Source organism: Stutzerimonas chloritidismutans (assembly GCF_020783375.1).
In the GTDB taxonomy this organism is placed as follows: Bacteria; Pseudomonadota; Gammaproteobacteria; order Pseudomonadales; family Pseudomonadaceae; genus Stutzerimonas; species Stutzerimonas kunmingensis.
The window spans coordinates 219,879-242,354 of sequence record NZ_CP086067.1 but is presented as its reverse complement, the minus strand read 5'-3'; the positions used below and the strand labels follow the sequence as shown (position 1 = coordinate 242,354).

Sequence of the window (22,476 nt, the reverse complement as noted above, 5' to 3'; positions counted from 1 at the left end):
CCGTGCCTGCACGCTAGGCACGGGCCGGCGCACCATCGCCGGCCGTGCTCGGCGCCGGCTGGCGGCCGATGCCCAGGGTGCACAGCGTTGCCAGCATGATCAGCAACCCACCCGCCCAGCCCATCGGCCCCAGCCGCTCACCCAGCCAGAGACCGGCGATGATCGCGCCGAACAGCGGTTCGGAGCCCATCAGCAGCGACACCCGCGTTGCGCTGCTGCGCCCCAGCGCGCGGTTCTGCGCAAACATGGCGAACAGCGTGGCGAACAGCACCAGATACAGCGTGCCGAACCAGAAGCCCGGCTCCACCGGCAGCGCCGGCAGTCCGCCCGGCAGCGACACGGCGAGCAGGATGCAGCCCGCCGCAACGACTCCACTCTGCACCGCAGTCAACGCCAGTGCCGGGATTTCCCGGCCGGCCGTCAATCGCCGAGTCAGGCAGACCAGCACCGCGCGCAGCAACGCGGCGGCCAGCATCAGCGCATCGCCGAGATTGAGCGACAGCTGCGGCCCGCCGGTCAGCAGCCAGACGCCCGCCAGCGACAGCGCGCAGGCGAGGAACAGCGTGTTGTGCGGCCGCTGGCGCAGCAGCAGCCATTCCATGAACGGTGTGATCACCACGCACAGGCTGATCAGAAACGCCGCATTGCTGGCGCTGGTCAGCATCACGCCCCAGGTCTCGCAGAGAAAGATCGCCAGCATCACCAGCCCCAGCGGCAGGCCGGGACGCAGCGCCCGGCGACCGGCGCCGCGCAGTTGCGGCAGCAGCAGGACAAAGGTCAGGCCGAAGCGGATCGCCAGAAAACCCAGCACCGGGTAGAACAGCAGCGCCTGCTTGGCCACCGCATAGCTGCTGCCCCAGATCAGCGCCACCGTCAGCAGCATGCCATCGGCCAGCCACAGCCCCTGTCTCAACGTGCCTTTCATGTTCGAATCCCCGCACCAATCAGGCGCTGATTGTCGGGCCTGTCGCGGCAGTCGATAATCCAGCGAAACAGCACAGGACCTGTTCCGCATGGGAACGAATGACAGCGCAGCCCTGCTGCCCTACATGGCCGTGTTCGTGCGGGTGGTCGAGGCCGGCAGCTTCTCCGGCGCCGCGCGCCTGCTGGGCAGTACACCGTCGGCGGTGAGCCGCCAGGTGGCACGGCTGGAGCAGGCCCTGGCGCTGCGCCTGCTGGAACGCACCACACGCCAGCTGCGGCTGAACGAGGCCGGGGCGGAGTTCTACCAGCATTGCCGGGATATGCTCGATGCGGCCGACGCGGCCGTCGCCATCGGCGAACGGCTGATGCGCAGCCCACGCGGGCTGGTGCGCCTGAGCGTACCCAAGGCCTATGGCAAGTTCGTCGTCGGGCCGTTGATGCCGGCCTTTCTGCAGCGCTACCCCGAGGTCGATGTGCAGCTGCGGATCAGCGACCAGAGCCCGGACCTGATCGAGGACGGCTTCGACCTGCTGATACTGGTCACCGACAACCCACCCGAAGGCCTGGCCGGCAAGCCACTCGGACCGGTACGCCAGCTGCTCTGCGCCAGCCCCGAATACCTGCAGCGTCACGGCGAGCCGCAACATCCGCAGGACCTGCTGCGCCATAGCTGTCTGTATCTGGGGGAAACGGCGGGAGACAATCGCTGGCACCTGCGCCGCGGCGAGCTGCAGGAGACGGTGACGGTGCGTGGCCGCTACATCAGCAACCACAGCGAGGCGCGGTTACTGGTGGCGCTGGCGGGTCTGGGCATCACCTGCCTGCCGCATTTCACCGCCGCCCAGGCGCTGGCCGACGGGCAGTTGCGCGAGGTGCTGCCGCAGTGGCGCTACACCGGCTCCTACCAGGGCGCGGCCTGGCTGCTGTGGCGACAGAATCACCACCTGCCGCCGAAGACGCGGGCGCTGATCGATTATCTGAGCGAGGCGCTGATCCGCACCTGAGCGGCATCCGTGCGGGCGCACCGATGCCGGTGGATGGGTCGAGCCTCAACGCCAGCGGCGGCTCTGTCCGCAGATTTTGGCGCCGGGCGGACATCGCTGCCCGCCCCGCGACCGCGAATCAGCGCTCCTTCGAGCCTTCCACTTCCTCGGCCATGCGCGCCAGGCCCAGATGGCGCACGTCGGTGCCGCGCACCAGGTAGATCACCAGTTCGGCGATGTTGCGTGCGTGGTCGCCGATGCGTTCCAGCGAGCGCAGGGCCCAGATCACGCTGAGCACGCGGGAGATCGAGCGCGGGTCTTCCATCATGTAGGTGACCAGTTCGCGCAGCGCGGTCTTGTATTCGCGGTCGACGGTCTTGTCGTACTGCGCCACCGACAGCGCGAGGTCGGCATCGAAGCGGGCGAAGGCGTCGAGCGCTTCCTGCACCATCTTGCGTACCTGGTCGCCGATGTGGCGCACCTCGACATAGCCCTTGGGCGACTCGCCTTCCTCGCACAGCTGGATGGCGCGGCGGGCGATCTTGGTCGCCTCGTCACCGATGCGCTCGAGGTCGATCACCGACTTGGAAATGCTGATGATCAGACGCAGGTCGGAGGCCGCCGGCTGACGGCGGGCGAGGATGCGCACGCACTCCTCGTCGATGTTGCGCTCCATCTGGTTGATCTGGTCATCGACGTCGCGCACCTGCTGAGCGAGGCCCGAATCGGCCTGGATCAGGGCGGTCACCGCGTCATTGACCTGCTTCTCCACCAGCCCGCCCATGGCCAGCAGGTGGCTGCGCACCTCCTCGAGCTCGGCGTTGAACTGCTGGGAAATGTGTTGGGTGTGGCTATCTTTACTGATCATTGTTCTCGCTCCGAGGAGACTGCCGCTAGGCGGATCTGGTGCGCAGCGCACCCAGGTAGATTGAATACCACGCCAGCCCGTCTGGGCTTTGGCAGAGTGTGTCAGGCAAGGAGGCGGAACGCAGGCAGTACGATTTGTACGGCAAGTTCCGCCGACGCCGCCTGGCGCGCTCTGACATGGCCAGACTAGCCGTAGCGGCCCGTGATGTAGTCTTCCGTCTGCTTCTTGGCCGGGTTGGTGAACAGCGTATCGGTATCGCCGTACTCGATCAGTTTGCCCATGTACATGAACGCCGTGTAGTCGGAAACCCGCGCGGCCTGCTGCATGTTGTGGGTGACGATGACGATGGTGTACTTGGCCTTCAGTTCGTAGATCAGTTCTTCGACCTTCAGCGAGGAGATCGGGTCGAGGGCCGAACTCGGCTCGTCGAGCAGCAGTACTTCCGGCTGCACGGCGATGGTGCGGGCGATGACCAGACGCTGCTGCTGACCGCCGGAGAGGCCAAGCGCCGATTCGTGCAGACGGTCCTTCACCTCATCCCAAAGCGCAGCGCCCTTGAGCGCCCATTCGACGGTCTCGTCGAGCACGCGCTTCTGCTTGATGCCCTGGATGCGCAGGCCGTAAACGACGTTCTCGTAGATGCTCTTGGGGAACGGGTTGGGCTTCTGGAACACCATGCCGACACGGCGACGCAGGTCGGCCACGTCCTCGCCCTTGCGGTAGATGTTATGGCCGTCGAGGTTGATGGCGCCTTCGATGCGGCAGCCGTCGACCAGGTCGTTCATGCGGTTGAAGCAGCGCAGCAGGGTCGACTTGCCGCAGCCGGACGGGCCGATGAAGGCGGTCACGCGCTGCTTGGGAATGTTCATGCTGACGTTGAACAGTGCCTGCTTCTGCCCGTAATAGAGGCTCAGATCGGGCACTTCGATGGCCACGGCTTCGTTGTTCAGGCTCAGCGCTCGCTTTTCACGACCCAGCGCCGAAATGTCGATGGAATGCGTCTTTGCTTGTGACATGAGATGTCTCCGTATCGCTGGAGGCTAGAAGCGGGCCGCGATCGCGGCACCGGCCTCCAGCGTGTTATCGGCTGTTAGTGGTCGAGCGCTTTGTATTTTTCGCGCAAATGGTTACGAATAACGACCGCAGTCAGGTTCAAGATGGCGATCACCAGCACCAGCAGCAGCGCTGTGGCATAGACCAGCGGCCGCGCGGCCTCGACGTTGGGGCTCTGGAAGCCGACGTCATAGATATGGAAGCCCAGGTGCATGATCTTCTGATCCAGATGCAGATACGGGTAGTTGCCATTGAGCGGCAGGCTCGGCGCCAGCTTGACCACCCCGACCAGCATCAGCGGTGCCACTTCGCCGGCGGCACGCGCAACGGCAAGGATCAGGCCGGTCATCATGGCCGGGCTGGCCATTGGCAGCACCACCTTCCACAGGGTCTCGGACTTGGTCGCCCCGAGTGCCAGCGAGCCTTCACGCAGAATCCGCGGAATGCGCGCCAGGCCTTCCTCGGTGGCGACGATGACCACCGGCAGGGTGAGGATCGCCAGGGTCAGCGAGGCCCACATCAGACCTGGCGTGCCGAACACCGGTGCCGGCGCCGCTTCGGGGTAGAAGATGCGGTCCAGCGACCCGCCCAGGACGTAAACGAAGAAGCCCAGGCCGAACACGCCGTAGACGATCGAGGGAACGCCGGCGAGGTTGTTCACCGCGATCCGGATGATGCGGGTCAGCACGCCCTGCTTGGCGTATTCGCGCAAGTAGACCGCGGCGATCACGCCGAATGGCGTCACGATCACCGCCATGATCAGGGTCATCAGCACGGTACCGAAGATCGCGGGGAAGATGCCGCCCTCAGTGTTGGCCTCACGCGGCTCGTCGCTGACGAACTCCCAGAGCTTGGCAAAGTAGAAACCCATCTTTTCAGGCAACGACATCGCGTTCGGACGGTACGCTCGGACAACCTTGCCCAGGCTGATTTCCTTTTCCTGGCCGTCCATGGTGCGCATGGTGACGCTGTCGCGGTTGAACTCCCCGTACAGCGCGACCAGTTGGCTTTCCAGCTGTTTGTATTCGGCGTCCCACTCAGCACGCTCGGCATCCAGAGCGGCTTGTGCAGCCGCATCGAGCTGCCCATCCAGCTCAAGTTTGCGGGTCTTCAGACGCAGGCGCTCCAGACCGTGGTTGATCCGGCCGATGTCCACCGCCTCCAGCCGAGCGATCCGGGCATGCAGCTCGTCGATGCGGTCGATGCGCTGTTGAAGCTCGCCCCAGGCGGCCGCGCCCTCTGCAACCAGACTGCCCTCTTCCTTCACAGCGAGCAGCTCGCCATAGAAGTTTCCCCATTCGCGGCGCTCCAGCGCCACCAGATCGGCAGGCTTGCGCTGATTGCTCAACCACTCCCCGACGACCCAGGAGAAGTCCGCACCGTAGACTTCACGGTTACCAACCTTGAGCAGCTCGCGAGTCATGAACTCGCCGCCCTCGACGTCGACCGGAAGCCCGCTGGCTGCCAGACGTGCCCGCGGCACTTCTTCTACCTGCACCACCTCACCAGCCATCACGCGCGGCTCTGCACCGGGAATCTGGTAATCAGCCACAACAACGTCGGACGGCCAGAAATGCTCCAGACCACGCACCGCTATCACCGCCAGCAACCCGAGCGTCATGATCACAGCGATGGAAACGGCGCCAGCGTTCATCCAGATCCAGGGGGTGCCGCTCTTGATCCAGGTGTTCAGCGAATCCTTTTTCACGGATCGATACCTTTGTCGAAATCTTTCGTAGCCACATTCGGCTGCGTCTGCGCCCGAAGGCGCGGCTCTTGTTACAGGCTGGCGTACTTGCGGCGCAGGCGCTGGCGGATGACCTCAGCCAGCGTATTCATCACGAAGGTGAACATCAGCAGCACCATCGCGGCGAGGAAGAGCACGCGGTAATGCGTTCCACCTACTTCCGACTCAGGCATCTCCACTGCCACGTTGGCCGCCAGGGTGCGCATGCCTTCGAAGATGTTGGCCTCCATGATCGGCGTGTTGCCGGTGGCCATCAGCACGATCATGGTTTCGCCCACAGCCCGGCCCATGCCGATCATCAGCGCGGAGAAGATGCCAGGGCTGGCGGTCAGCAGCACCACGCGGGTGAGCGTCTGCCAAGGCGTGGCACCGAGCGCCAGGGAGCCCAGGGTGAGGCTCTTGGGCACGCTGAACACGGCGTCTTCGGCGATCGAATAGATGGTCGGGATCACCGCAAAGCCCATTGCCAGGCCGATGACCAGGGCGTTGCGCTGATCGAACGGAATACCCAGATCGTTGGACAGCCAATGACGCATGTCGCCATCGAACAGCCAGTTCTCCAAGTGACCGCTGGCGGCAATCGAGCCCCATCCAACCAGCAGGATCACAGGAATCAGCAGCACGGCTTCCCAGCCATCCGGAACGCTAAGCCGCAGACGCTCAGGCAGCCGACTCCAGGCCCAGCTGGCGAGTAGAACGCCGATCGGCGTCAACAGCAGCAGGCTGAAGGTGCCCGGCAAGTGGTTCTCCAGGAAGGGAGCCAGGAACAGGCCGGCGAAGAACCCGAGAATCACCGTCGGCAGCGCTTCCATCAGTTCGATGACCGGCTTGACCTTGCGACGCAACGTAGGCGCCATGAAGTAGGCGGTGTAGAAAGCCGCGCAGATCGCCAGCGGTGCGGCCAGGAGCATCGCGTAGAAGGCAGCCTTGAGCGTGCCGAAGGCGAGCGGCGAGAGACTCAGCTTGGGTTCGAAATCACCGTTTGCCGAAGTGGACTGCCAGACGTAATCCGGTTCCGGATAGCTCTCGTACCAGACTTTGCCCCACAGCGCGCTCCAGGAGATCTCCGGGTGCGGGTTGTCGATGACGAAGCGCTGCAGCTGGTCACCCGATTCCACCAGCAAGCGGGTGGCACGCGGTGACATCGCGGCAACAGCGGCGCCGTCAGCCACCTGTTCAGTCAATAGGGTGCGATGGGCCGTGCTATGGAAGATGCCCAAAGTGCCATCGCTGTCGAGGGCGAGGAAACCTTTACGTCGCTCCTCCGGAAGGATCTGCCTGACCGGCTGATCGGCCAGCTTGAAGTTGCGTACGTTCTTCAGCTCCGCCTGGCCATCGTCCCCGCGCACCATGAACCACTGGCCGATGCCACCGGAAGAGTCGCCGACCATCAGCGATATGCCACCGAGCAGCGAGGCTACCGTGGTGATTTCACCCGTGCCACCGAGCAGCTTGTAGCGGCCATTGAGTTGCTTGCGGCGCAGGTCGAAGACATCGACACTGGCCCGCCCGCTTACGGCGAACATCCACATGTGACGCGGGTCGATGCGCAACGCCTTGATCGGCTCCGATAGCTGGGGGAGCTCCATGCGCTCCTCTTCCAGCGTGACTTCGCCAGTCATCAGGTTTTCGCTTGAGGCGATCTTCAACGCGTGCAGCGCCACGTCGCTTGCCCCGGCGACCATAAGCGTGTCGCCGTTCAGGCTGATGGCGGCGTGCTCGATTGGCCGACCTAGCGGGTCCAGGTTCAGCGGTTCTTCACCAAAGGGGTAGTCCAACTGAGGCGTGATGGTTTTCTTACCGTCCGGATAGCTGACCTTGTAGTTGTGTTCGATAACCAGGACCTGGCCGTTGCTCAGGCCCAGCACCATGCGGCGGTTGCCTGGCGTGTCCTGGCCGACCGAAACAATCCGGCTGTCCGCTGGCAATGGCAGCTCGACGCTGCGTATAGCCTCGCCGGTTTTCACGCTGAAGAAGCGCACAGTGGCATCGCTGCCCAGGCGCATCGCAACCTGATTCTGCTCTTCCATGGCCAGGAGCAGCGGTTCGCCAGCACCGGCCAGCCAGGCAGGCTGTTGCGCGTCGCGCGCGTCCAGCTCGGCGCCCTGAAACATGGGCGTCACGACCTGAGCAAGATAAAAGAAGATCAGGCAGATCGCGCCGAGCACGGCGAGACCACCAATGGAGACATACCAGCGCGCCAAGTTATCTTTCAGCGCACGGATGCGACGTTTGCGCTGCAGAGCCGGGGTGTTGAAGTCCAGCCGTTGCACATCGGAATTCGCGCTCATGGTCTCTATATCGTTCATGCGAAGGTCCTGGCCGCTCGGGCCGCTTAACTGCGCTGCTTGGCGCGAGTCGTTTCCAGGCTTGATGGCCGGTCGGTCGCTAATTTAATGCAGCCGTGTGACAGAAAAATTACAGCCGGGTGACACGACGACGCCCGCCAGCGCATTAGCGTGGCGGGCGTCGGCTCAGCTCGTAGCTTGCGCCACGAGCCAGGCCTGGTCTCAGTTGAGGCCCAGATCCTTCAGCGTCTTCTCGACGACTTTCTTCGGCAGCGGGATGTAGCCATCCTTGACCACAACTTCCTGGCCCTGCTTGGAAAGCACCAGCTTGAGGAACTCGGCATCGATCGGGCTCAGCGGCTTGTTCGGCGCCTTGTTGACGTAGACGTAGAAGAAGCGCGCCAGCGGGAACTTGCCAGCCAGAGCGTTCTCTTCGTTGGCCTCGAAAGCCTCGCCACCCTTGGACAGCGGCACGGCACGGACGCTGGAGGTCTTGTAGCCGATGCCCGAGTAACCGATGGCGTTCAGGGTGCTGGAGATCGACTGCACCACCGAGGCGGAACCCGGCTGCTCGTTGACGTTGGACTTGAAGTCACCCTTGCACAGGGCTTCTTCCTTGAAGTAACCGTAGGTGCCGGATACCGAGTTACGGCCGAACAGCTGAATCGGCTTGCCGGCCCACTCGCCCGTCAGACCAACGTCTCCCCAGGTTTTGATGTCCTTCTCGCCACCGCACAGGCGGGTGCTGGAGAAGATCGCGTCGACCTGCTCGATGTCCAGCGACTTGATCGGGTTGTCCTTGTGCACGAACACCGCCAGGGCGTCGATGGCCACCGGCACTTCGGTCGGCTTGTAGCCATACTTCTCTTCGAAGGCCTGGATCTCGTTGTCCTTCATCGGGCGGCTCATCGGGCCCATGTTGGAGGTGCCTTCGGTCAGAGCGGGCGGTGCGGTGGAAGAACCGGCTGCCTGGATCTGGATGTTGACGTTCGGGTAGCTGCGCTTGAAGTCTTCGGCCCACAGGGTCATCAGGTTGGCCAGGGAGTCGGAACCAACGCTGGACAGGTTGCCGGAAACACCGGAGGTCTTCTGGTAGCTCGGCAGGGCCGGGTCTACAGCAGCGACCGCGCTCGCGGCGCCAACGCCAGCGGCTACAAAGGTCAGGGCCGCCATCAAACGATTCAGTTTCATACCTTGCTCCTAGCAGGTGTGTGCTCGAGTGTGTTGGAACGGGGGCCAGTATCTGCAGGCCGTGTGAACACTCTATGAAGCAAGTGTGACAATCTGATTACCAAGCGCACCGTTGACCTGGTTCGGTCGCTGTAGCGCAACACAGCCGCTATACTCGGCGCCGTCGCCCGTGCCAGAGCGGGCATTTCGCGCCAGAACAACAACGCGCCGCGAGTCCGACCGAATGAAAGAATACGAACAGGAAGATCCGATCCCGCAGGGCGACCTGGCCCTGCAGCTCACCGCATTACCGCGGGAAACCAATGGTTTTGGCGATATCTATGGCGGTTGGCTGGTGTCGCAGATGGATCTGGCCGGCACCGCGATGGCAAGCCGCGTGGCCGCTGGCCGTGTCGCCACGGTCTCCATCGATCGCATGGCGTTCATGGTTCCGGTAGCGGTTGGCGCGCAGCTGTCCTTCTATACCCAGACGCTGGAGGTCGGGCGCAGCTCGATCCGCATGCTGGTGGAAGTCTGGAGCGACGATCCGCTGTCCAGCGAGTGGCGCAAGGTCACCGAAGCCGTCTTCGTATTCGTCGCCATCGACGGCAGCGGCCGCACCCGCTCGGTGCCACCGCGCCGCTAAGCCATCCGCTAGTGAGGCTGTGGCTCGGGTCGCAGTAGCCCGGCCGCGACGGCAAAGCGATTCTTGCCACCACTCTTGGCCTGATACAGCGCGGTATCGGCGCAGTGATAGAGCTGCTCGGCCTGCTGGCCGTCCTGCAACGTGGCGATCCCGATACTGACCCCCACCCGCGCCGCTGGATCATGCGGATGTCTGATATCCAGCGCGGCCAGCGCGTTGATCACCTGACGGGCAATGCGCTGTGCAGCGGCGTTGTCGCAGTTGTACAGCAGCAGTGCGAACTCCTCACCGCCAACCCGTGCCGCCTCGTCCAGCGGTCGCCGTGCGAAGCCGGCGAGCAACTCGCCGAACGTGCGGATCAGTGCATCGCCGGCCGGATGGCCGAATGTGTCGTTATAGGCCTTGAAATCATCCAGATCGAGCAGCAGAAGGCTCAGCGGGCGCCGGTCTCGGCGGGCCTGGGCGATCCGCTGGGGCAGCGCGCGATCATGACTGCGCCGGTTGGCCAGACCGCTGAGCGCGTCGTGCTCGGCGACCCAGCCCAGCAGTTGGCGGGTGAGGAACTGGTCGCGCTGCGAGTACTCATGAACATAGCGACTGATCGCGCCGATGATCAGTAACAGCAGGTAGTAGCTGACGGCGATCCAGTGTTCCGGCATCTGCTCGGCCGACAGGATCAGGCTGGCCATGCACACGTCGGCCAGCACGATCAGCACCGCGCACAGCAGCGCCCACCAGAAGGTCACGCCGAGAAAGAAGAACGACGCGACGATCAGCAGCCCGGCGCCGTAACGGAAATTCAGCTCCGCATCGAGCGTTTCGAAGCGGATGTCGATCAACGCGGCCAGCATGCCGACCATCACCAGCAGCACCGGAAATATGCGGTTGGCCTGCGCGCGAAACCTGCGGCTGTAGAAGGTCAGCACCAGCACGACGACGCCCGGCAGAATCTGCAGGAGGCGCAACAGCGTCAGCGTTGTCAGCCAGCCGGTATCGGCAAGATCGAACAACCGGTGTTCGCAATACAGATAACCGCTGACCGCGAAGATCAACAGCAGGGCGGCGAGGCGTTGCGATAGCCGCGCATGACGATCCAGATAGCGCCGAAACTCCCTCTCCAGCTCCGGCGCGAAGCGCAGCAGACGGAACCCGCCATGCAACTGCCGGCCATAAGGCGTATCGCGGAAGTCCTCGGTAGAGGCCTGGGGGGATATATGGCGCATCGGAAGCTCGCAGGTTCGATGGCGGATGATATCACCAAGCCACCACGCAACAGACAGCCGTCCGACCGACGTAGCACCGCTGCTGCCACGCCAGCTCGAAGATGAAGGTTGCACTGAACGTTGGCAGCATCGAAGATCGCGCTACATGCACTGTTGGATGTATCCGTGACCGCCCTGCTACTCGCCCTCTGGCCCCTGTTCGCCCTTATCGTCGCCGGCTATTTCCTGCGCCTGCGCGCCTTTCCCAGTGCCGAATTCTGGCCCGGCGCCGAGCGCATCAACTACTTCATCCTCTTCCCCGCTCTGCTGTTCAGCAGCCTGGCAACCGCACCGCTGGATAACCCAGCACTGCCGCGCCTGGCCGGTGCCGTGATGCTCGCCCTGGGCCTGGCCTGGATCGGGCTGCTGATCGCCAAGCGGGTGCGCGGCTGGTCTGCCGGCCGCTTCGGCGCCATCACCCAGGGCGTGCTGCGTTTCAACACCTACCTCGGCCTGGCCGCGGTGGGCAGCCTGTTCGGCAAGGAAGGTCTGGCGCTGGCCGCACTGATGCTGGCGCTGATGGTGCCGACGGTGAATGTGATGTCGGTGTGGGCGCTGACCGCCGAGCGCGGCGTCAGCGTGCGCGGTCTGCTGCTGCCCATCGCCAAGAACCCGCTGATTCTCGCCTGTGTCGCCGGCGCGCTGGTCAATCTGTCGGGCCTGGGTCTGCCCGGCGGCACCGACCGCCTGCTGAGTCTGCTCGCCGCCGCCAGCCTGCCGTTGGGCCTGCTCTGCGTCGGCGCGGCGCTCAAACCCCAGGAGCTGGGCGGGGAAATCCCGGCGCTGGGCTGGAACAGCGCGGTGCGCCTGCTGGCCGTTCCGCTGCTCGCCTACGGTGTGGCGATGGTGCTCGGCCTGCCCGATATGGAAACCACCATCCTGGTGCTGTTCTTCGCCCTGCCCACCGCCCCCACTGCCTACGTGCTCACCCGCCAGCTCGGCGGCGACAGCCATCTGATGGCGGGCATCATCACCTTGCAGACCCTGCTCGCGGCGGCCAGCCTGCCGCTGGTGCTGACGCTGCTCAACGGCTGATCAGCGCGCGACCTGCCCGCGTAGCAGACGCAGCAGCATCAGCGCCATGCCGACACCTAGCGCGCCGAGCACCAGCAGCGGGCCGAGATAACCGAGGGCGTCCTGCAGCCAACCGAGCAGCAGGTGCAGCCATTCGGTGTGCAACGAGGCTTCGACTGCAACGTAACCGCCCTGCTCCCAAATCTGGTAGGCGGCGTACAGCGGAATTAGCGTCAGCGGCAGCAGGATCAGGCACAGCCAGTAGCCGCTGCGCCGGTACGCACCCAGCAGCCCCCATGGCAGGTAAGCAGCACGAATCAGCTGGAAGAAGCAGACGATGTAATAGACCACCAGCAGCAGGGCGAAACCGCTGGCCACGGACGGCGCGAGCCAGAGTTCACGCAGCGCCGCGGTGCTGATGAACAGGCTGAGCGCGCCCCATAGCAGAAGAAAGAAGGTTCTCATCGCAAGTCCCGGTGTCGGCTTTTGGCGAAAGCGCATCGGAACAGAATTCCGAGCGCCATACGCACAACCGCTTCACGAAACAGGCGGCGATGAGCAGCGATCATGCCGGCTTCGAGCAGGCGCGCACGGTTTAGAACAGGCTGAGCTGATCGCTTTTTGGCTCATCTGGCTTGGCCTCCGGCACTGCCTCTGTGGCTCTGGTCTGAGCGCAGGGGAGCGCCAATCGCTCGGCCAGTCCTGCGGCGCGCTCGGCGCGGGTATTGACCGCTTCGGCCAGCCGCGCCGGCAGCGCCCAGATCTCCACCTTGCGCTTGGCGCGGGTGATGCCGGTGTAGAACAGCGAGCGCGTCAGCAGCGGGCTGGGCTGTTCCGGCAACGCCAGCAGCACCTCGGTGAACTCCGAGCCCTGGCTCTTGTGCACGGTCATGGCGAAGGCACTGTCATGACTCGGCAACCGTGCCGGGGCAAAGCCGCGATAGCCCTCGTCGCCCTCGAAGAACACCCGCAGGCCCTGCTCGGTTTTCAAGCACAGGCCGATATCGCCGTTGAACAGGCCCAGGGCGTAGTCGTTCTGCCGGACCATCACTGCGCGGCCGGGGTACCAGCGTTCGCGGGCGGGCACACCGAGGCGGCGCTTGAACCGCGCTTCCAGCGCCTCGTTGATGCCGGTGACGCCAAAGGCACCCTCGCGCTGGGCAGTCAGCGCGCGGAAGCCGTTGAAGGCCTCGAAGGCAGCCTCCGGATCGCCTTGCCGTGCAGCCTGCAGATAAGGCGAATAGCCCTGCTCCAATCGCTCGATCAATGCGGCGGACGTTGGCGTGGCATTCCAGGCAAGATCGGCGCGCCCTTCCTGCAGCAGCGCGATCGTGCCCTTGGCATCGCCACCATTGATTCGCCGCGCCAGCTCGCCGATCCCGCTGTCGCCGGCGAAGCGGTGGCTGTGGGTGAGCAGCACAACCGCATCGCCGAGGCGCGAGCGCGGCGTCTCGACCGGTACGGCCTGCCCGGTAATGCGTTGCAGATCGGTCGCGGCCTGACTATCGAAACCGCGCCCTTCACAGAGTTCGGCGAACACCGCACCAGCTTCCACGGCGGCCAGCTGGTCCTTGTCGCCGAGCAGGATCAGCCTCGCCTTCGGCGGCAGCGCGGCGACCAGCTTGGCCATCAGTGCCAGGTCGACCATCGATGCCTCGTCCACCACCAACACGTCCAGCGCCAGTGGATGGGCCGCGTCATGCCGCACCTTCGGGCTGTCACCGCGGCTGCCGAGCAGGCGGTGCAGCGTGCGCGCCTCGTCCGGCAGGGCGTCCTTGACGGCATCGCTGACCGGCAGATCGGCCTTGGCGTTGCGGATCGCTTCGGCCATGCGCGCCGCGGCCTTGCCGGTGGGCGCGGCGAGGCCGATGGCCAGGCGTTCGCCGCCGGGCTGCTCCAGCAACGCCGCCAGCAGGCGTACCACAGTGGTGGTCTTGCCGGTGCCGGGACCGCCGGAGATCACTGCCAGTCGCCGGCGTACCGCCTGAGCCGCGGCGAGGCGCTGCCAATCGGGGCTTTGCTGATTGAAGGCGAACAAGCGCGCCAGGCTGTCGCTCAGCTGAGCCTCGTCGACATCGGGTGCGTCCGCTGCACGAGCCAGCAGCTGTTCCGCCAACTGCTGTTCATAGGCCTGGTAACGGGCGAGGTAGAGCCGTTCCCCGACCAGAATCAGCGGTGCGTAATCCCCCGGCGCACCGATCAGCGATGAGGCGTTCAGCTGCGCTCGCCAGGTCGCAAGCGGCGGCAGGCTGAAATCCTGATCCGGCCATGGCCGCTTGCCGGCTAACCGACCCAGCGGCAGGCAGACGTCGCCGGAGGACAGGACTTCACAGCACAGCGCGGCGGCGAGCAGCACCGGCTCGGACGCATGCGGGTCGAGGCGCTGCAGGCTGGCGACAAAGGCGCGCTCCAGTGGGCCGAGGGGCAGATCGGCAAGGGTCATATGTCGCTCCTGAAATGCATGAAGGCGCCGCTAAGCCCACATTCGCGGTCAAGACCGCTAAACCGCGTCATCAATGCCCCTCCTCGAACAACCGATCCAGCGCATCGAGCAACGCATCGTCCGGCCGGGCGAAATACACTCCGGCCTCCGGCATGCCGCGCAGGAACAGGTAGAAAGCGCCGCCGAGCTGCTCGTCTTGAAAATCCGCCAGCCGCTGGCGCAGGAAGCGGCGCAGCGCTACCAGGTAGATCAGGTATTGCAGGTAGTAATGCTCGCCTGCCAGCGCCTGCAGCAGCCGTTCGCCGCCGTAGTAACTGGCATCCGGCCCAAGCCAGTTGGATTTGTAGTCGGCGATATACCAGCGGCCGTCGTGCTCGAAGGTCAAATCGATAAAGCCCTTGAGAAAGCCCTTGAGACTGTCGAACTCCAGCCGCGCCGCCGCTTCGCGCAACGGTTCGGCGAGGCCGTTGGCCGGATCGACCAGGAGGCTGCGCAGCCGCGTCACGTCGAGGTCCCGTACCGGGAAGGTGAAGCCGAGTTCGGGCAGGCGTCTGGCCGATTGCAGCGCGGCGAGGGTTAGGCCGGCGCCATCCATATCGGTGTCGAGCACCTTTTGCAGATGGCTGATGGCGATTTCCTTCCACTCCAGCGGCAGACCGTAGGCCTGCAAAGCGGGTTCGACCAGCACCTCCAGATCGCCTTTGCCTCGCGCCCAGTCTTCGAGGATCGCGTGCAGGCAGGTGCCGGCCCGCGCACCCCGGGGAAACGCGAAGAAGCCGCTGCCCGGCTCGCCGGCATCGGGGATGGCCAGGGCGTCGCGGTCGGGCGCTTCCATATGCATGCCGGCTGCAAGACCGGAAAAGCTGCCGATACGCCAGGCACTGTGCAGGCTGCGATTGAGCTGCGACAGCCGCTGAGGCGGCGCGGCGCGGCCGGGGCCCTGTGCATTGGCTTCGCGCGACTCCAGCGGAAGGCAGGCCATATGGCCGTCGCTTCCCTGCACCAGTCGCTCGATGGCCAGGCGAAGGCTGCCGCCGTTGAGGTCGGCCAGATGATTGCCCAGTTCACTCAACGGTTGCTCGCCAGGCAGTTCGCGGCCGTGTAGTAGCCAGGCCAGGGCGCTGCTGTGCAGACCTTCGTCCGCTAGGCTGCCATCCTTTTTTGGTTTGCAGAGATTCACGGGCCCCCAGTGCAACCAGAGCCGGTCGCGCGCGCGAGTCAGGGCCACATAGGCCAGGCGCAGCTGCTCGGCGAAGACCTCCTGACGGGCGCGTTCGAGGTTGTCTTCCAGCTCGCCGCTGCCCAGGTCCAGCAGCGGCTGGCCATCGGCATCGTGACAACGGGCACTGTCGCGGTTCTTGCCGAGCAGCTTGCCGTCCCAGAGGAAAGGGCAGAACACCAGCGGGTATTCCAGGCCCTTGCTGGTGTGGATGGTGACAATCTGCACCCGCTCGGCATCGCTTTCCAGGCGCAGCAGGGCTTCTTCGCCGGCGCCTTCGCTGCCGCGCTGCAGGTTGAACCAGGCGAGCAGCGGCTCAAGACCCGGGCGCAGCTGGCTTTCGGCTTGCAACAGTTCTCCCAGATGCAGGAGGTTGGTCAGCCGACGTTCGCCATCGACACGCGCCAGCAGCCGTTCGGCCACCGCCTGCTCGTCGAGCCAGGCACGGAATACGCGCATGAACCCCTGCTGCTGCCAGAGCTGGTGATAGCGTTCGGCGGCTTCGCGCTCTGCGTCCCACTGCTGCTGATCGTCCTGGCAGCGGGCCAGATCGGCGGCGCTGCGGCCCAGTAGGCGCGTGGCCAGTGCATAGCGCAGCAGACCTTCGCGACCGGGCTCCGCATAGGCGGCCAATACCGCGGCGAGTTCTGTAGCCTCTTCGCTGCGCCAGACACTGTCGCGCCCGCGGCGCACGCTGGGCACGCCTCGCGCCGCCAGCTCGTCGGCGATCATCCCCGCCTGTCGATGGTTGGCGACCAGCACGGCAATGTCACCGCCCTTGAGCGGGGTAAACACGCCGTCCTTGTCGAAGCCAGCACGGCCCTCGGCGGCGCCCGCCAGTTGCAGGGCGATACGCCGGGCGGTGTCGCTTGCGGCCAGCTGCGCGGCTTCGCCCTTGCCCAGCGGATCGTCACCCAGCCAGACGAGCGACAGCGGCGCCGCCTCGCCCTCCTCCACCAGCCGCAAGCTCGCACGCGGCTTGTCGGCCGCGCCTACTGCTGGATAGCGCAGATCAGGTTGGGCGAACGGCTGTGGATGATCGAACAGCTGGTTCAGCGCAGCGATCAGCTCGGGCGTCGAGCGGTAGTTGATCGGCAGGTTGAAGGGCTCGCGATCGGCCTGCTGCTTGGCCGTCATATAGGTCGCAAGGTCCGCCCCGCGGAAGGCGTAGATCGCCTGTTTGGGATCGCCGACAAAACACAGCGACGCCTCGCCCGCCTTGGCATAGATGCGGTTGAAGATGGCGTACTGGATCGGGTCGGTGTCCTGGAATTCGTCGATCAGCGCCAGCGGATAGGTGGCGCGCAGCGAGGCCGCCAGGTCTTCGCCGACCGGGCCTTTCAGTGCCAGATCCAGGCGATTGAGCAGATCATCGAAGGCCAACAGCCGCTGCGCCGCCTTGCGCTCCGGCAGCTCGCGGTTGAGCCGTTCCAGCAGCGCGACCTGCAGGGCGATCAGCCGTTGCTTGCCCGCTGGCAATGCCTCGGCCACCTGATCGGCCAGCTCGTCCAGCGCATGGGCCAACTCGCACACCGGCGCGTCGAAGCCCTTCTTGCAGGCCTTGCTCAAGGCGCGCACGCCGAACTTGGCCGCGCCATCGGGTAGATCGAACATCACGGCCGGGTCGGCAAAATAGGCGTCGAGCTCGCTCCGCCAGGGCTCGAACTTAATGCCTTTGTGGGTGCTTTGGCTGAGCCCACCGTGGGCCTGAAGCTCGGCGATCCAGGCGGTACCCGCTTCTCTCCACAGATCGGCGGCGCGTTGCCAGGCGGCCTCGACCGGACGCAGGTCGGCGGCAACCGGCGCACCCTGCGGTTCCACGCGCAAGTAAGGCTTGCCCAGGTGACTGCGCAGCCGCTGGCGCAGCCACACCGGTGTGATGCGGCTCTTGGCCAGGAAGCGCGCCCAGGCCGGGTCGGCATCGGCCAGCTCGCTGCGCCAAGCGTCGGCGAGCAGCGCATCGATCATCTCGCGGTCATCGGCGGTCAGCTCGCTGTCGAAATCGCCCCCGGCCTCGAAGGCGGCGTCCTGCAAGGCGCGCTGGCAGAAGCCGTGAATGGTGAAGATCGCCGCCTCGTCAAAACCGTGCACGGCCAGCAACAGGCGCCGCCGCGAGGCTTCGTCGGGATAGCGGGCGTGTAGGCGGTTGAGGAAATCGTCGCTGCTCGGCGTGCCTTCATAGACGGCCAGCAGGTCGGCCAGCCGCGCCCGGATACGCTCGCGCAGCTCGGCGGTGGCGGCGGTGGTGTAGGTGACCACCAGGATCTGCCCCACCGACAGCTGCCGCTCCAGCAGCAGGCGGGCGTAGAGCGCGGTGAGCGTCCAGGTCTTGCCGGTGCCGGCGCTGGCCTCGATCAGCGAGCGGCCGTCGAAGGGCGAATCGAGCAGGTCGAGTTTCATGCTTCCTCCTCGTCTTGCGCCAAGGCATCCAGCGCAGGGCCGATCAATTCCTGAGCCAGCGTTTCGAAACGCTCGTCCAGCGGATCGCGGTCGCAGAAGGCCAAGGCGTTCCAGGGGTCTTCGGCCTCGGCGGCGATGGGGCTGAATTCCGCGCCGAGCCAGGCCTCTCGGGCGCGTTTACGGGCGCAGTCGAGCGGTTCACTGCCGCGGGCCGGCTTGCGATAGCCCTTGGCGAAGGCATGGCTGCTACGCGGCAGCAACGGCAGCGGCTCACGAATCGCACAGCGATAGGCCGCCAGCCAGGGTTCGAGGAGCTGCGCGGCATTGGCCAGCGGCCCCAGCTGCCAGTCACCGGCGGGCGATAGCATCAGGCTCTGGCGCTCGATACCGGGCGTGGCGGACAGGTTGAGCAGCAGATGGCGCAGCCAGAATGGTGGCAGGTCCCATTCGCCGAGGCGGCCGAGCTTCCAGCCGAACAGCCCGGCCGGGGTCACGCCGTCGAGCCAGCCATGCACGCGCACGCCGGCCAGGGTGATATCCACCGGCAGCGGCTCGGGCACGGCGTCCGGGCGCAGTTCGAACAGGCGCGGCGCGAAGGCACGCACCGGCCCGCGCAGCTTGCCCCACAGTGCCTGGCCCAGCTCGCCCGTCGGCAGCCAGCCGGCCGCACAAGCCATGCGCCGTTCGTCTTCATCGCTCCAGCCGTGCTCCATGGCCTGCAGCGACAGCCGACGCAGGCCGTTCCAGGCTGGCATCTCCAGATCGAACGGCTCATCACTGGCGAGCGATTCCTGGTCATCGGCCAGACGCAGACCAAGGCGTTGCTCGAGCAGGAAGCGCGCCGGGTGGCGGAAGCACTGCAGCAGCTGGGAGGGTTCGATGGTCAGCCAGGCCTCGTCGGGCTCTGCGAGCAGGCTGGCAAACGGCTGCGGCTGAGTCTGCGGCGTCTCGGCCAGACGCCCGGCGGCGCGAAACCACGGCAGCGAGAAACCGGCGCACAGCCCGTCGCCGAAATTGCGCGGCGAAAACGGCTGCAGCGGGTGGGCGACGAGAATTTTCTGGCTGGCCGTCTTGGGTACGGACTCGCCGGTATGCTCGGAAGCCTGTGCAACGGGCAGTTCGGCGGTCATGTCCACTGCTTCGAGCACTTCGCTGAGCAGCACCGACGGCGGCAGCACAGCGTTGTCGCGCGGGTCGCGGCCGACATAGGACAGGTACAACGCCTCGCGCGCCGAGAGCAGGGTTTCCAGCAGCAGGTAGCGATCATCCAGCCGCCGGGCACGGTCGCCGCGGCGTGGATGCCGGCCGATCAAATCGAAGCCCGAGGGCGGCGTACGCCGGGGAAAGGCCCCATCGTCCAGCCCAAGCAGGCAGACCACGCGGAACGGCAAACTGCGCATCGGCACCATGGTGCAGAAGGTCACCGCGCCGGTAAGAAAGCCCGAGGCGCCACCACCCTGCTGCAAGGCGGTGCTGAGCTGCTGGTGCACCAGTTCCAGCTCGATGGGCTGCGTCAGGTCCGCGGCCTGTGCCTGGTCGCGCAACGCCGCGCAGGCCTGGGACAGCAAGAGCAGCGTGTCGCCGGCTTCGCGCTCGTCGAACAGGGTGTCGATCAGGATCTGCAGGTCATCGGCCCACTCGGCCAACGGACGCGGCCGCGCCAGCTGATCGGCCAGCGTGCCGAGCCGATCGACGAATTCCACCAGCCGCCCCAGCAACTGCCCGCGCGCGCCTTCCAGCGCATCCAGCGGCCAGTGCTCGCCGAGCAGTGGCGCGTGGTCGCCAGCCAGTTGTGGCGGCGCGGCGAAACCCAGCAGCAGCCGGTCGAGCCCCTGGCGCCAGGTAAAGGCCGACTCGTCCGGCAGCCCGAGACGTGCCCGTTGGCCGCCGTCACGCCCCCAGCGCACGCCCGCTTCGCGTAGCCAGTCGCGCAGCAGCGGCAGGTCTTCGCTTTCGATCCCGGCGCGCCGGGCAACCGCCGGCTGCTCCAGCCAGGCGAGGATTTCCTCCGCGGCAAATCTGCTCTGCGCCAGCATCAGCAGTTCGAGGAAGGCCTCGATCAGCGGCATCTCGGCGCGCAGGCTGCGGTCGGCCAGGCTGTAGGGAATTCGCGGGCTGCCCTCGCGTGGGGCGAACACGGCTTCGATAAAGGGTGCGTAGCGCTCGATATCCGGGGTCAGCACCACCACCTGATCGGGCGTCAGAGCAGGGTTGGCGGCGAAGCGCGCCAGCAGCTGGTCATGCAGGATTTCCACCTCGCGCAGCGGCGAATGGGCGATATGCACTTCCAGCGAGCGGTCGTCCTCGGCGAGCGTGATGCGCTCATCGGGCTGCCGGGTGCGCAGCCGCAGGATGTCGTTCTGCAGCGCGTGCAGCAGGCTGTCATCGCGCAGGTCTTCGTCCTCGGAATACAGGCCGAATTCCTGGCTGCCTTCGCTGGCGGTCAGGCTGAACAGGGAATCGAAGAAGTCCCGGCCCTGCTTGCCGAGACTGGCCAGCAGCGGATGGCCGACATCGAGATACCAATCATCAGCGCCGCTCTCGGGCTGGCGCGCCAGCTCACGGATATCGCGAATCTCGCCCCAGGCTTCGCGGCTCGGGTTGAGCGCGCAGACCACCACGTCGATATGTCGCGCCAGACCATCGAGCACGCGCAGGTGGTGCGGTGGCAGGCTGCTGATGCCGAACACCAGCAGGCGCTCGGGCAAGCCGGGCAAGGGCTCGTCGCTGTAAAGCCGCTGCAGCAGATCGTCGAGCAGCCGCGCGCGGTGCGGATGGCCGTCCTTGGTCAGTTCGCGCCAGAGCAGCGCCTGCCAGGCTTCGTCCGGGCCTAGATCGAAGGTTTCGCCACGCTCCCAGGCGGCCAGCCAGTCGTCGCGATAAAGCAGGTACTGGTCGAAGACGTCGGCGATCTTGGCCGCCAGCGACAGCCGCCGGCGCTCGTCGCCGCCATCGAGGTACTGCGCCAGACGCGGCGCCAGCTCGAGGTTGGTCGGCTCGCAGAGCCAGCCATAGAGGCGCCAGGTCAGGGTGGTCGGGGAAAACGCCGACTGCTCGGGCAGGCTGCCAAGCACCGTGCGGCTCAGGTCCCAGACGAATTTGGCCGGCAGCTGAATCTCCAGCTGCATGGCGATGCCCTGCTTGCGCGCCAGTTCCAGCGTTAGCCAGCGGCCCATGCCCTGGCTCGGCACCACCACCAGCGCCGGAGCGAAGGGATCGGCGAGCGGCTGGGCGAGCAGGCGCGTGGCCAGTTCGCCGAGGGTTTCGAGGTCAGGGGCGTGGTAGAGGCTGAGCATGAGTACACCGCGTGAACAGAAGTCGCTAGGTTACAGGCCGCTCTGCAGGGGAGCGAGCCGTGCACTTGAGTCTGTATCCCGGTTGCGACAACTCGTGTCGCGGCGAATCTCCTCCTTTCGCCCTGTCCTTTTGCTTCTCTCGACCAATATCAATTCCGCTGCTGCTGCCTAGCATGGGGATACGGGGCGGCCGCTTAGTCGCCCGCCATCAGGTCAGGAGTCGTTCATGAACCGGAACCGCAAGAAGCTGCTCGCCCTTTCCCTATCCGCCACGCTGGGCGCCGTGCCGCTGCTCCTGCACGCACAGGAGCCAGCCCAGCAGCGAACGCTCGGCTCGGTGGAGCGCAGCCACGCCAGCCAGGCCCGCGCCCTGCTCGACCAGGCCGTGCTGACCTTCCAGGCCAAGGGCCCGGAGCAGGCACTGGCCGCCTTCAACGACCGCAACGGTGAATTCGTCCACGGCCAGTACTACATCTTCGTGCTCGGCGAGGACGGCACCATGCAGGCCAGCAGCGGCCCTTCGGCCAGCCTGGTCGGACTGAACGTCGCTGAACTCAAGGATGCCGCCGGCAAATCCTTTATGCGTGAAATCCTCGACAAGTCGGCCAAGCAGGACAGCGGAGAAGTCGAATACCAGTGGCTCAACCCGGCCGACAACAAGGTCGAGAACAAGATCAGCCAGTTCCGCAAGGTCGGTGACCACGTGCTTTGCGTCGGCTACTACATCCCGCGTGCCACCGCCGAGCACGCCAAGGCGCTGCTCGACCGCGCCGTTCAGCAGGTCAAGGACAAGGGTGCCGAGGCCGCCTTCCGCAACTTCAACGACCCGCGTGGCGGCTTCGTCGTCAACGACGAGTACGTCTTCGCCATCGGCCTGGATGACGGTCGCTACCGCGCCAGCGGCAGCTCGCCGAACCTGGTGGGTGTCGATGTGCGCAACGTCAACGATGCCGCCGGCAAGCCGCTGTTCAAGGAGATGATCGAACTGGCCCGCAAGCAGGGCTCCGGCAGCGTCGACTACGTCTGGCGCAACCCGGCGACCAACGCGGTCGAGCAGAAGCACACGCTGATCCAGCGGGTCGACGACGTACTGCTCGGTGTCGGCTACTACACCCGTCCCTGAGGATCGGGCGATACGGGCTTTGTGACGTTTCGGTGAACGG

The 22,476-nt window shown here is 65.6% G+C and carries 15 protein-coding genes; 4 read left to right on the top strand and 11 right to left on the bottom strand.

The features are described 5' to 3' along the window. Positions 1–13 precede the first annotated feature (13 nt). Positions 14–925 carry a DMT family transporter gene (locus tag LLJ08_RS01150; protein ID WP_014598034.1) on the bottom strand — a complete coding sequence of 304 codons (912 nt, stop codon included), beginning with the start codon at positions 923–925 and terminating at the stop codon, positions 14–16. An 88-nt stretch (positions 926–1,013) separates the two neighbouring features. Between LLJ08_RS01150 and LLJ08_RS01145 the strand changes: the two genes are divergently transcribed. After that, positions 1,014–1,928: a LysR family transcriptional regulator gene (locus LLJ08_RS01145; RefSeq protein ID WP_228207990.1), complete on the top strand. Its 915-nt coding sequence runs from the start codon at positions 1,014–1,016 to the stop codon at positions 1,926–1,928. Between the two features lie 118 nt (positions 1,929–2,046). On the opposite strand, the gene phoU is transcribed toward LLJ08_RS01145, so the two are convergent. The 5 genes from phoU to LLJ08_RS01120 all read right to left on the bottom strand — a co-directional run bounded on the left by phoU (position 2,047) and on the right by LLJ08_RS01120 (position 9,054). Beyond that, positions 2,047–2,775: a phosphate signaling complex protein PhoU gene (phoU, locus tag LLJ08_RS01140; protein WP_003303228.1), complete on the bottom strand. Its 729-nt coding sequence runs from the start codon at positions 2,773–2,775 to the stop codon at positions 2,047–2,049. A gap of 185 nt (positions 2,776–2,960) precedes the next feature. Beyond that, positions 2,961–3,791 (bottom strand): phosphate ABC transporter ATP-binding protein PstB, encoded by an 831-nt coding sequence (gene pstB, locus LLJ08_RS01135; RefSeq protein WP_041015083.1) that lies wholly within the window; start codon positions 3,789–3,791, stop codon positions 2,961–2,963. Between the two features lie 74 nt (positions 3,792–3,865). Then, a complete protein-coding gene (gene pstA, locus LLJ08_RS01130) occupies positions 3,866–5,536 on the bottom strand; it encodes a phosphate ABC transporter permease PstA (RefSeq protein ID WP_256445896.1) in 1,671 nt (556 codons plus the stop codon). Positions 5,537–5,607: 71 nt separating this feature from the next. Next, a complete protein-coding gene (locus LLJ08_RS01125) occupies positions 5,608–7,884 on the bottom strand; it encodes an ABC transporter permease subunit (protein WP_090520761.1) in 2,277 nt (758 codons plus the stop codon). Between the two features lie 201 nt (positions 7,885–8,085). Then, on the bottom strand, positions 8,086–9,054 hold the full coding sequence (locus LLJ08_RS01120; protein ID WP_023443980.1) for a PstS family phosphate ABC transporter substrate-binding protein: 969 nt from the start codon (positions 9,052–9,054) through the stop codon (positions 8,086–8,088). 223 nt (positions 9,055–9,277) lie between these two features. Here LLJ08_RS01120 and LLJ08_RS01115 point away from each other — a divergent pair, with 223 nt between their 5' ends. Beyond that, positions 9,278–9,679 carry an acyl-CoA thioesterase gene (locus tag LLJ08_RS01115; RefSeq protein WP_003303235.1) on the top strand — a complete coding sequence of 134 codons (402 nt, stop codon included), beginning with the start codon at positions 9,278–9,280 and terminating at the stop codon, positions 9,677–9,679. Between the two features lie 8 nt (positions 9,680–9,687). Here LLJ08_RS01115 and LLJ08_RS01110 read toward each other — a convergent pair whose 3' ends face one another. Continuing rightward, a complete protein-coding gene (locus tag LLJ08_RS01110; protein ID WP_041015081.1) occupies positions 9,688–10,902 on the bottom strand; it encodes a GGDEF domain-containing protein in 1,215 nt (404 codons plus the stop codon). 165 nt (positions 10,903–11,067) lie between these two features. Here LLJ08_RS01110 and LLJ08_RS01105 point away from each other — a divergent pair, with 165 nt between their 5' ends. Continuing rightward, positions 11,068–11,976, top strand: coding sequence for an AEC family transporter (locus tag LLJ08_RS01105; RefSeq protein ID WP_041015120.1), 909 nt, complete (start codon positions 11,068–11,070; stop codon positions 11,974–11,976). Here the strand turns inward: LLJ08_RS01105 and LLJ08_RS01100 are convergent, their stop codons facing one another. The 4 genes from LLJ08_RS01100 to recC form a co-directional block, all read right to left on the bottom strand. Beyond that, complete coding sequence (locus LLJ08_RS01100) at positions 11,977–12,420, bottom strand: hypothetical protein (protein ID WP_023443983.1); 444 nt, start codon at positions 12,418–12,420, stop codon at positions 11,977–11,979. A gap of 130 nt (positions 12,421–12,550) precedes the next feature. Beyond that, positions 12,551–14,398, bottom strand: coding sequence for an exodeoxyribonuclease V subunit alpha (gene recD, locus LLJ08_RS01095; protein WP_041015080.1), 1,848 nt, complete (start codon positions 14,396–14,398; stop codon positions 12,551–12,553). Positions 14,399–14,468: 70 nt separating this feature from the next. Then, entirely contained in the window at positions 14,469–18,017 is a 3,549-nt protein-coding gene (gene recB / locus LLJ08_RS01090) for an exodeoxyribonuclease V subunit beta (RefSeq protein WP_042928220.1), read from the bottom strand. After that, positions 18,014–21,313 carry an exodeoxyribonuclease V subunit gamma gene (gene recC / locus LLJ08_RS01085; RefSeq protein ID WP_228207989.1) on the bottom strand — a complete coding sequence of 1,100 codons (3,300 nt, stop codon included), beginning with the start codon at positions 21,311–21,313 and terminating at the stop codon, positions 18,014–18,016. Before recC ends, recB begins: the two co-directional genes overlap by 4 nt. A 226-nt stretch (positions 21,314–21,539) precedes the next feature. On the opposite strand from recC, the gene LLJ08_RS01080 reads away from it, so the two are divergent. After that, positions 21,540–22,436: a cache domain-containing protein gene (locus tag LLJ08_RS01080; RefSeq protein WP_228207988.1), complete on the top strand. Its 897-nt coding sequence runs from the start codon at positions 21,540–21,542 to the stop codon at positions 22,434–22,436. Positions 22,437–22,476: the final 40 nt, after the last annotated feature.

Coding starts and splice junctions, on each gene's coding strand:
- LLJ08_RS01150 (WP_014598034.1), bottom strand. CDS start 925: ATGAAAGGCACGTTGAGACAGGGGCTGTGGCTGGCCGATGGCATGCTG.
- LLJ08_RS01145 (WP_228207990.1), top strand. CDS start 1,014: ATGGGAACGAATGACAGCGCAGCCCTGCTGCCCTACATGGCCGTGTTC.
- phoU (WP_003303228.1), bottom strand. CDS start 2,775: ATGATCAGTAAAGATAGCCACACCCAACACATTTCCCAGCAGTTCAAC.
- pstB (WP_041015083.1), bottom strand. CDS start 3,791: ATGTCACAAGCAAAGACGCATTCCATCGACATTTCGGCGCTGGGTCGT.
- LLJ08_RS01125 (WP_090520761.1), bottom strand. CDS start 7,884: ATGAACGATATAGAGACCATGAGCGCGAATTCCGATGTGCAACGGCTG.
- LLJ08_RS01120 (WP_023443980.1), bottom strand. CDS start 9,054: ATGAAACTGAATCGTTTGATGGCGGCCCTGACCTTTGTAGCCGCTGGC.
- LLJ08_RS01115 (WP_003303235.1), top strand. CDS start 9,278: ATGAAAGAATACGAACAGGAAGATCCGATCCCGCAGGGCGACCTGGCC.
- LLJ08_RS01110 (WP_041015081.1), bottom strand. CDS start 10,902: ATGCGCCATATATCCCCCCAGGCCTCTACCGAGGACTTCCGCGATACG.
- LLJ08_RS01100 (WP_023443983.1), bottom strand. CDS start 12,420: ATGAGAACCTTCTTTCTTCTGCTATGGGGCGCGCTCAGCCTGTTCATC.
- recD (WP_041015080.1), bottom strand. CDS start 14,398: ATGACCCTTGCCGATCTGCCCCTCGGCCCACTGGAGCGCGCCTTTGTC.
- recB (WP_042928220.1), bottom strand. CDS start 18,017: ATGAAACTCGACCTGCTCGATTCGCCCTTCGACGGCCGCTCGCTGATC.
- recC (WP_228207989.1), bottom strand. CDS start 21,313: ATGCTCAGCCTCTACCACGCCCCTGACCTCGAAACCCTCGGCGAACTG.
- LLJ08_RS01080 (WP_228207988.1), top strand. CDS start 21,540: ATGAACCGGAACCGCAAGAAGCTGCTCGCCCTTTCCCTATCCGCCACG.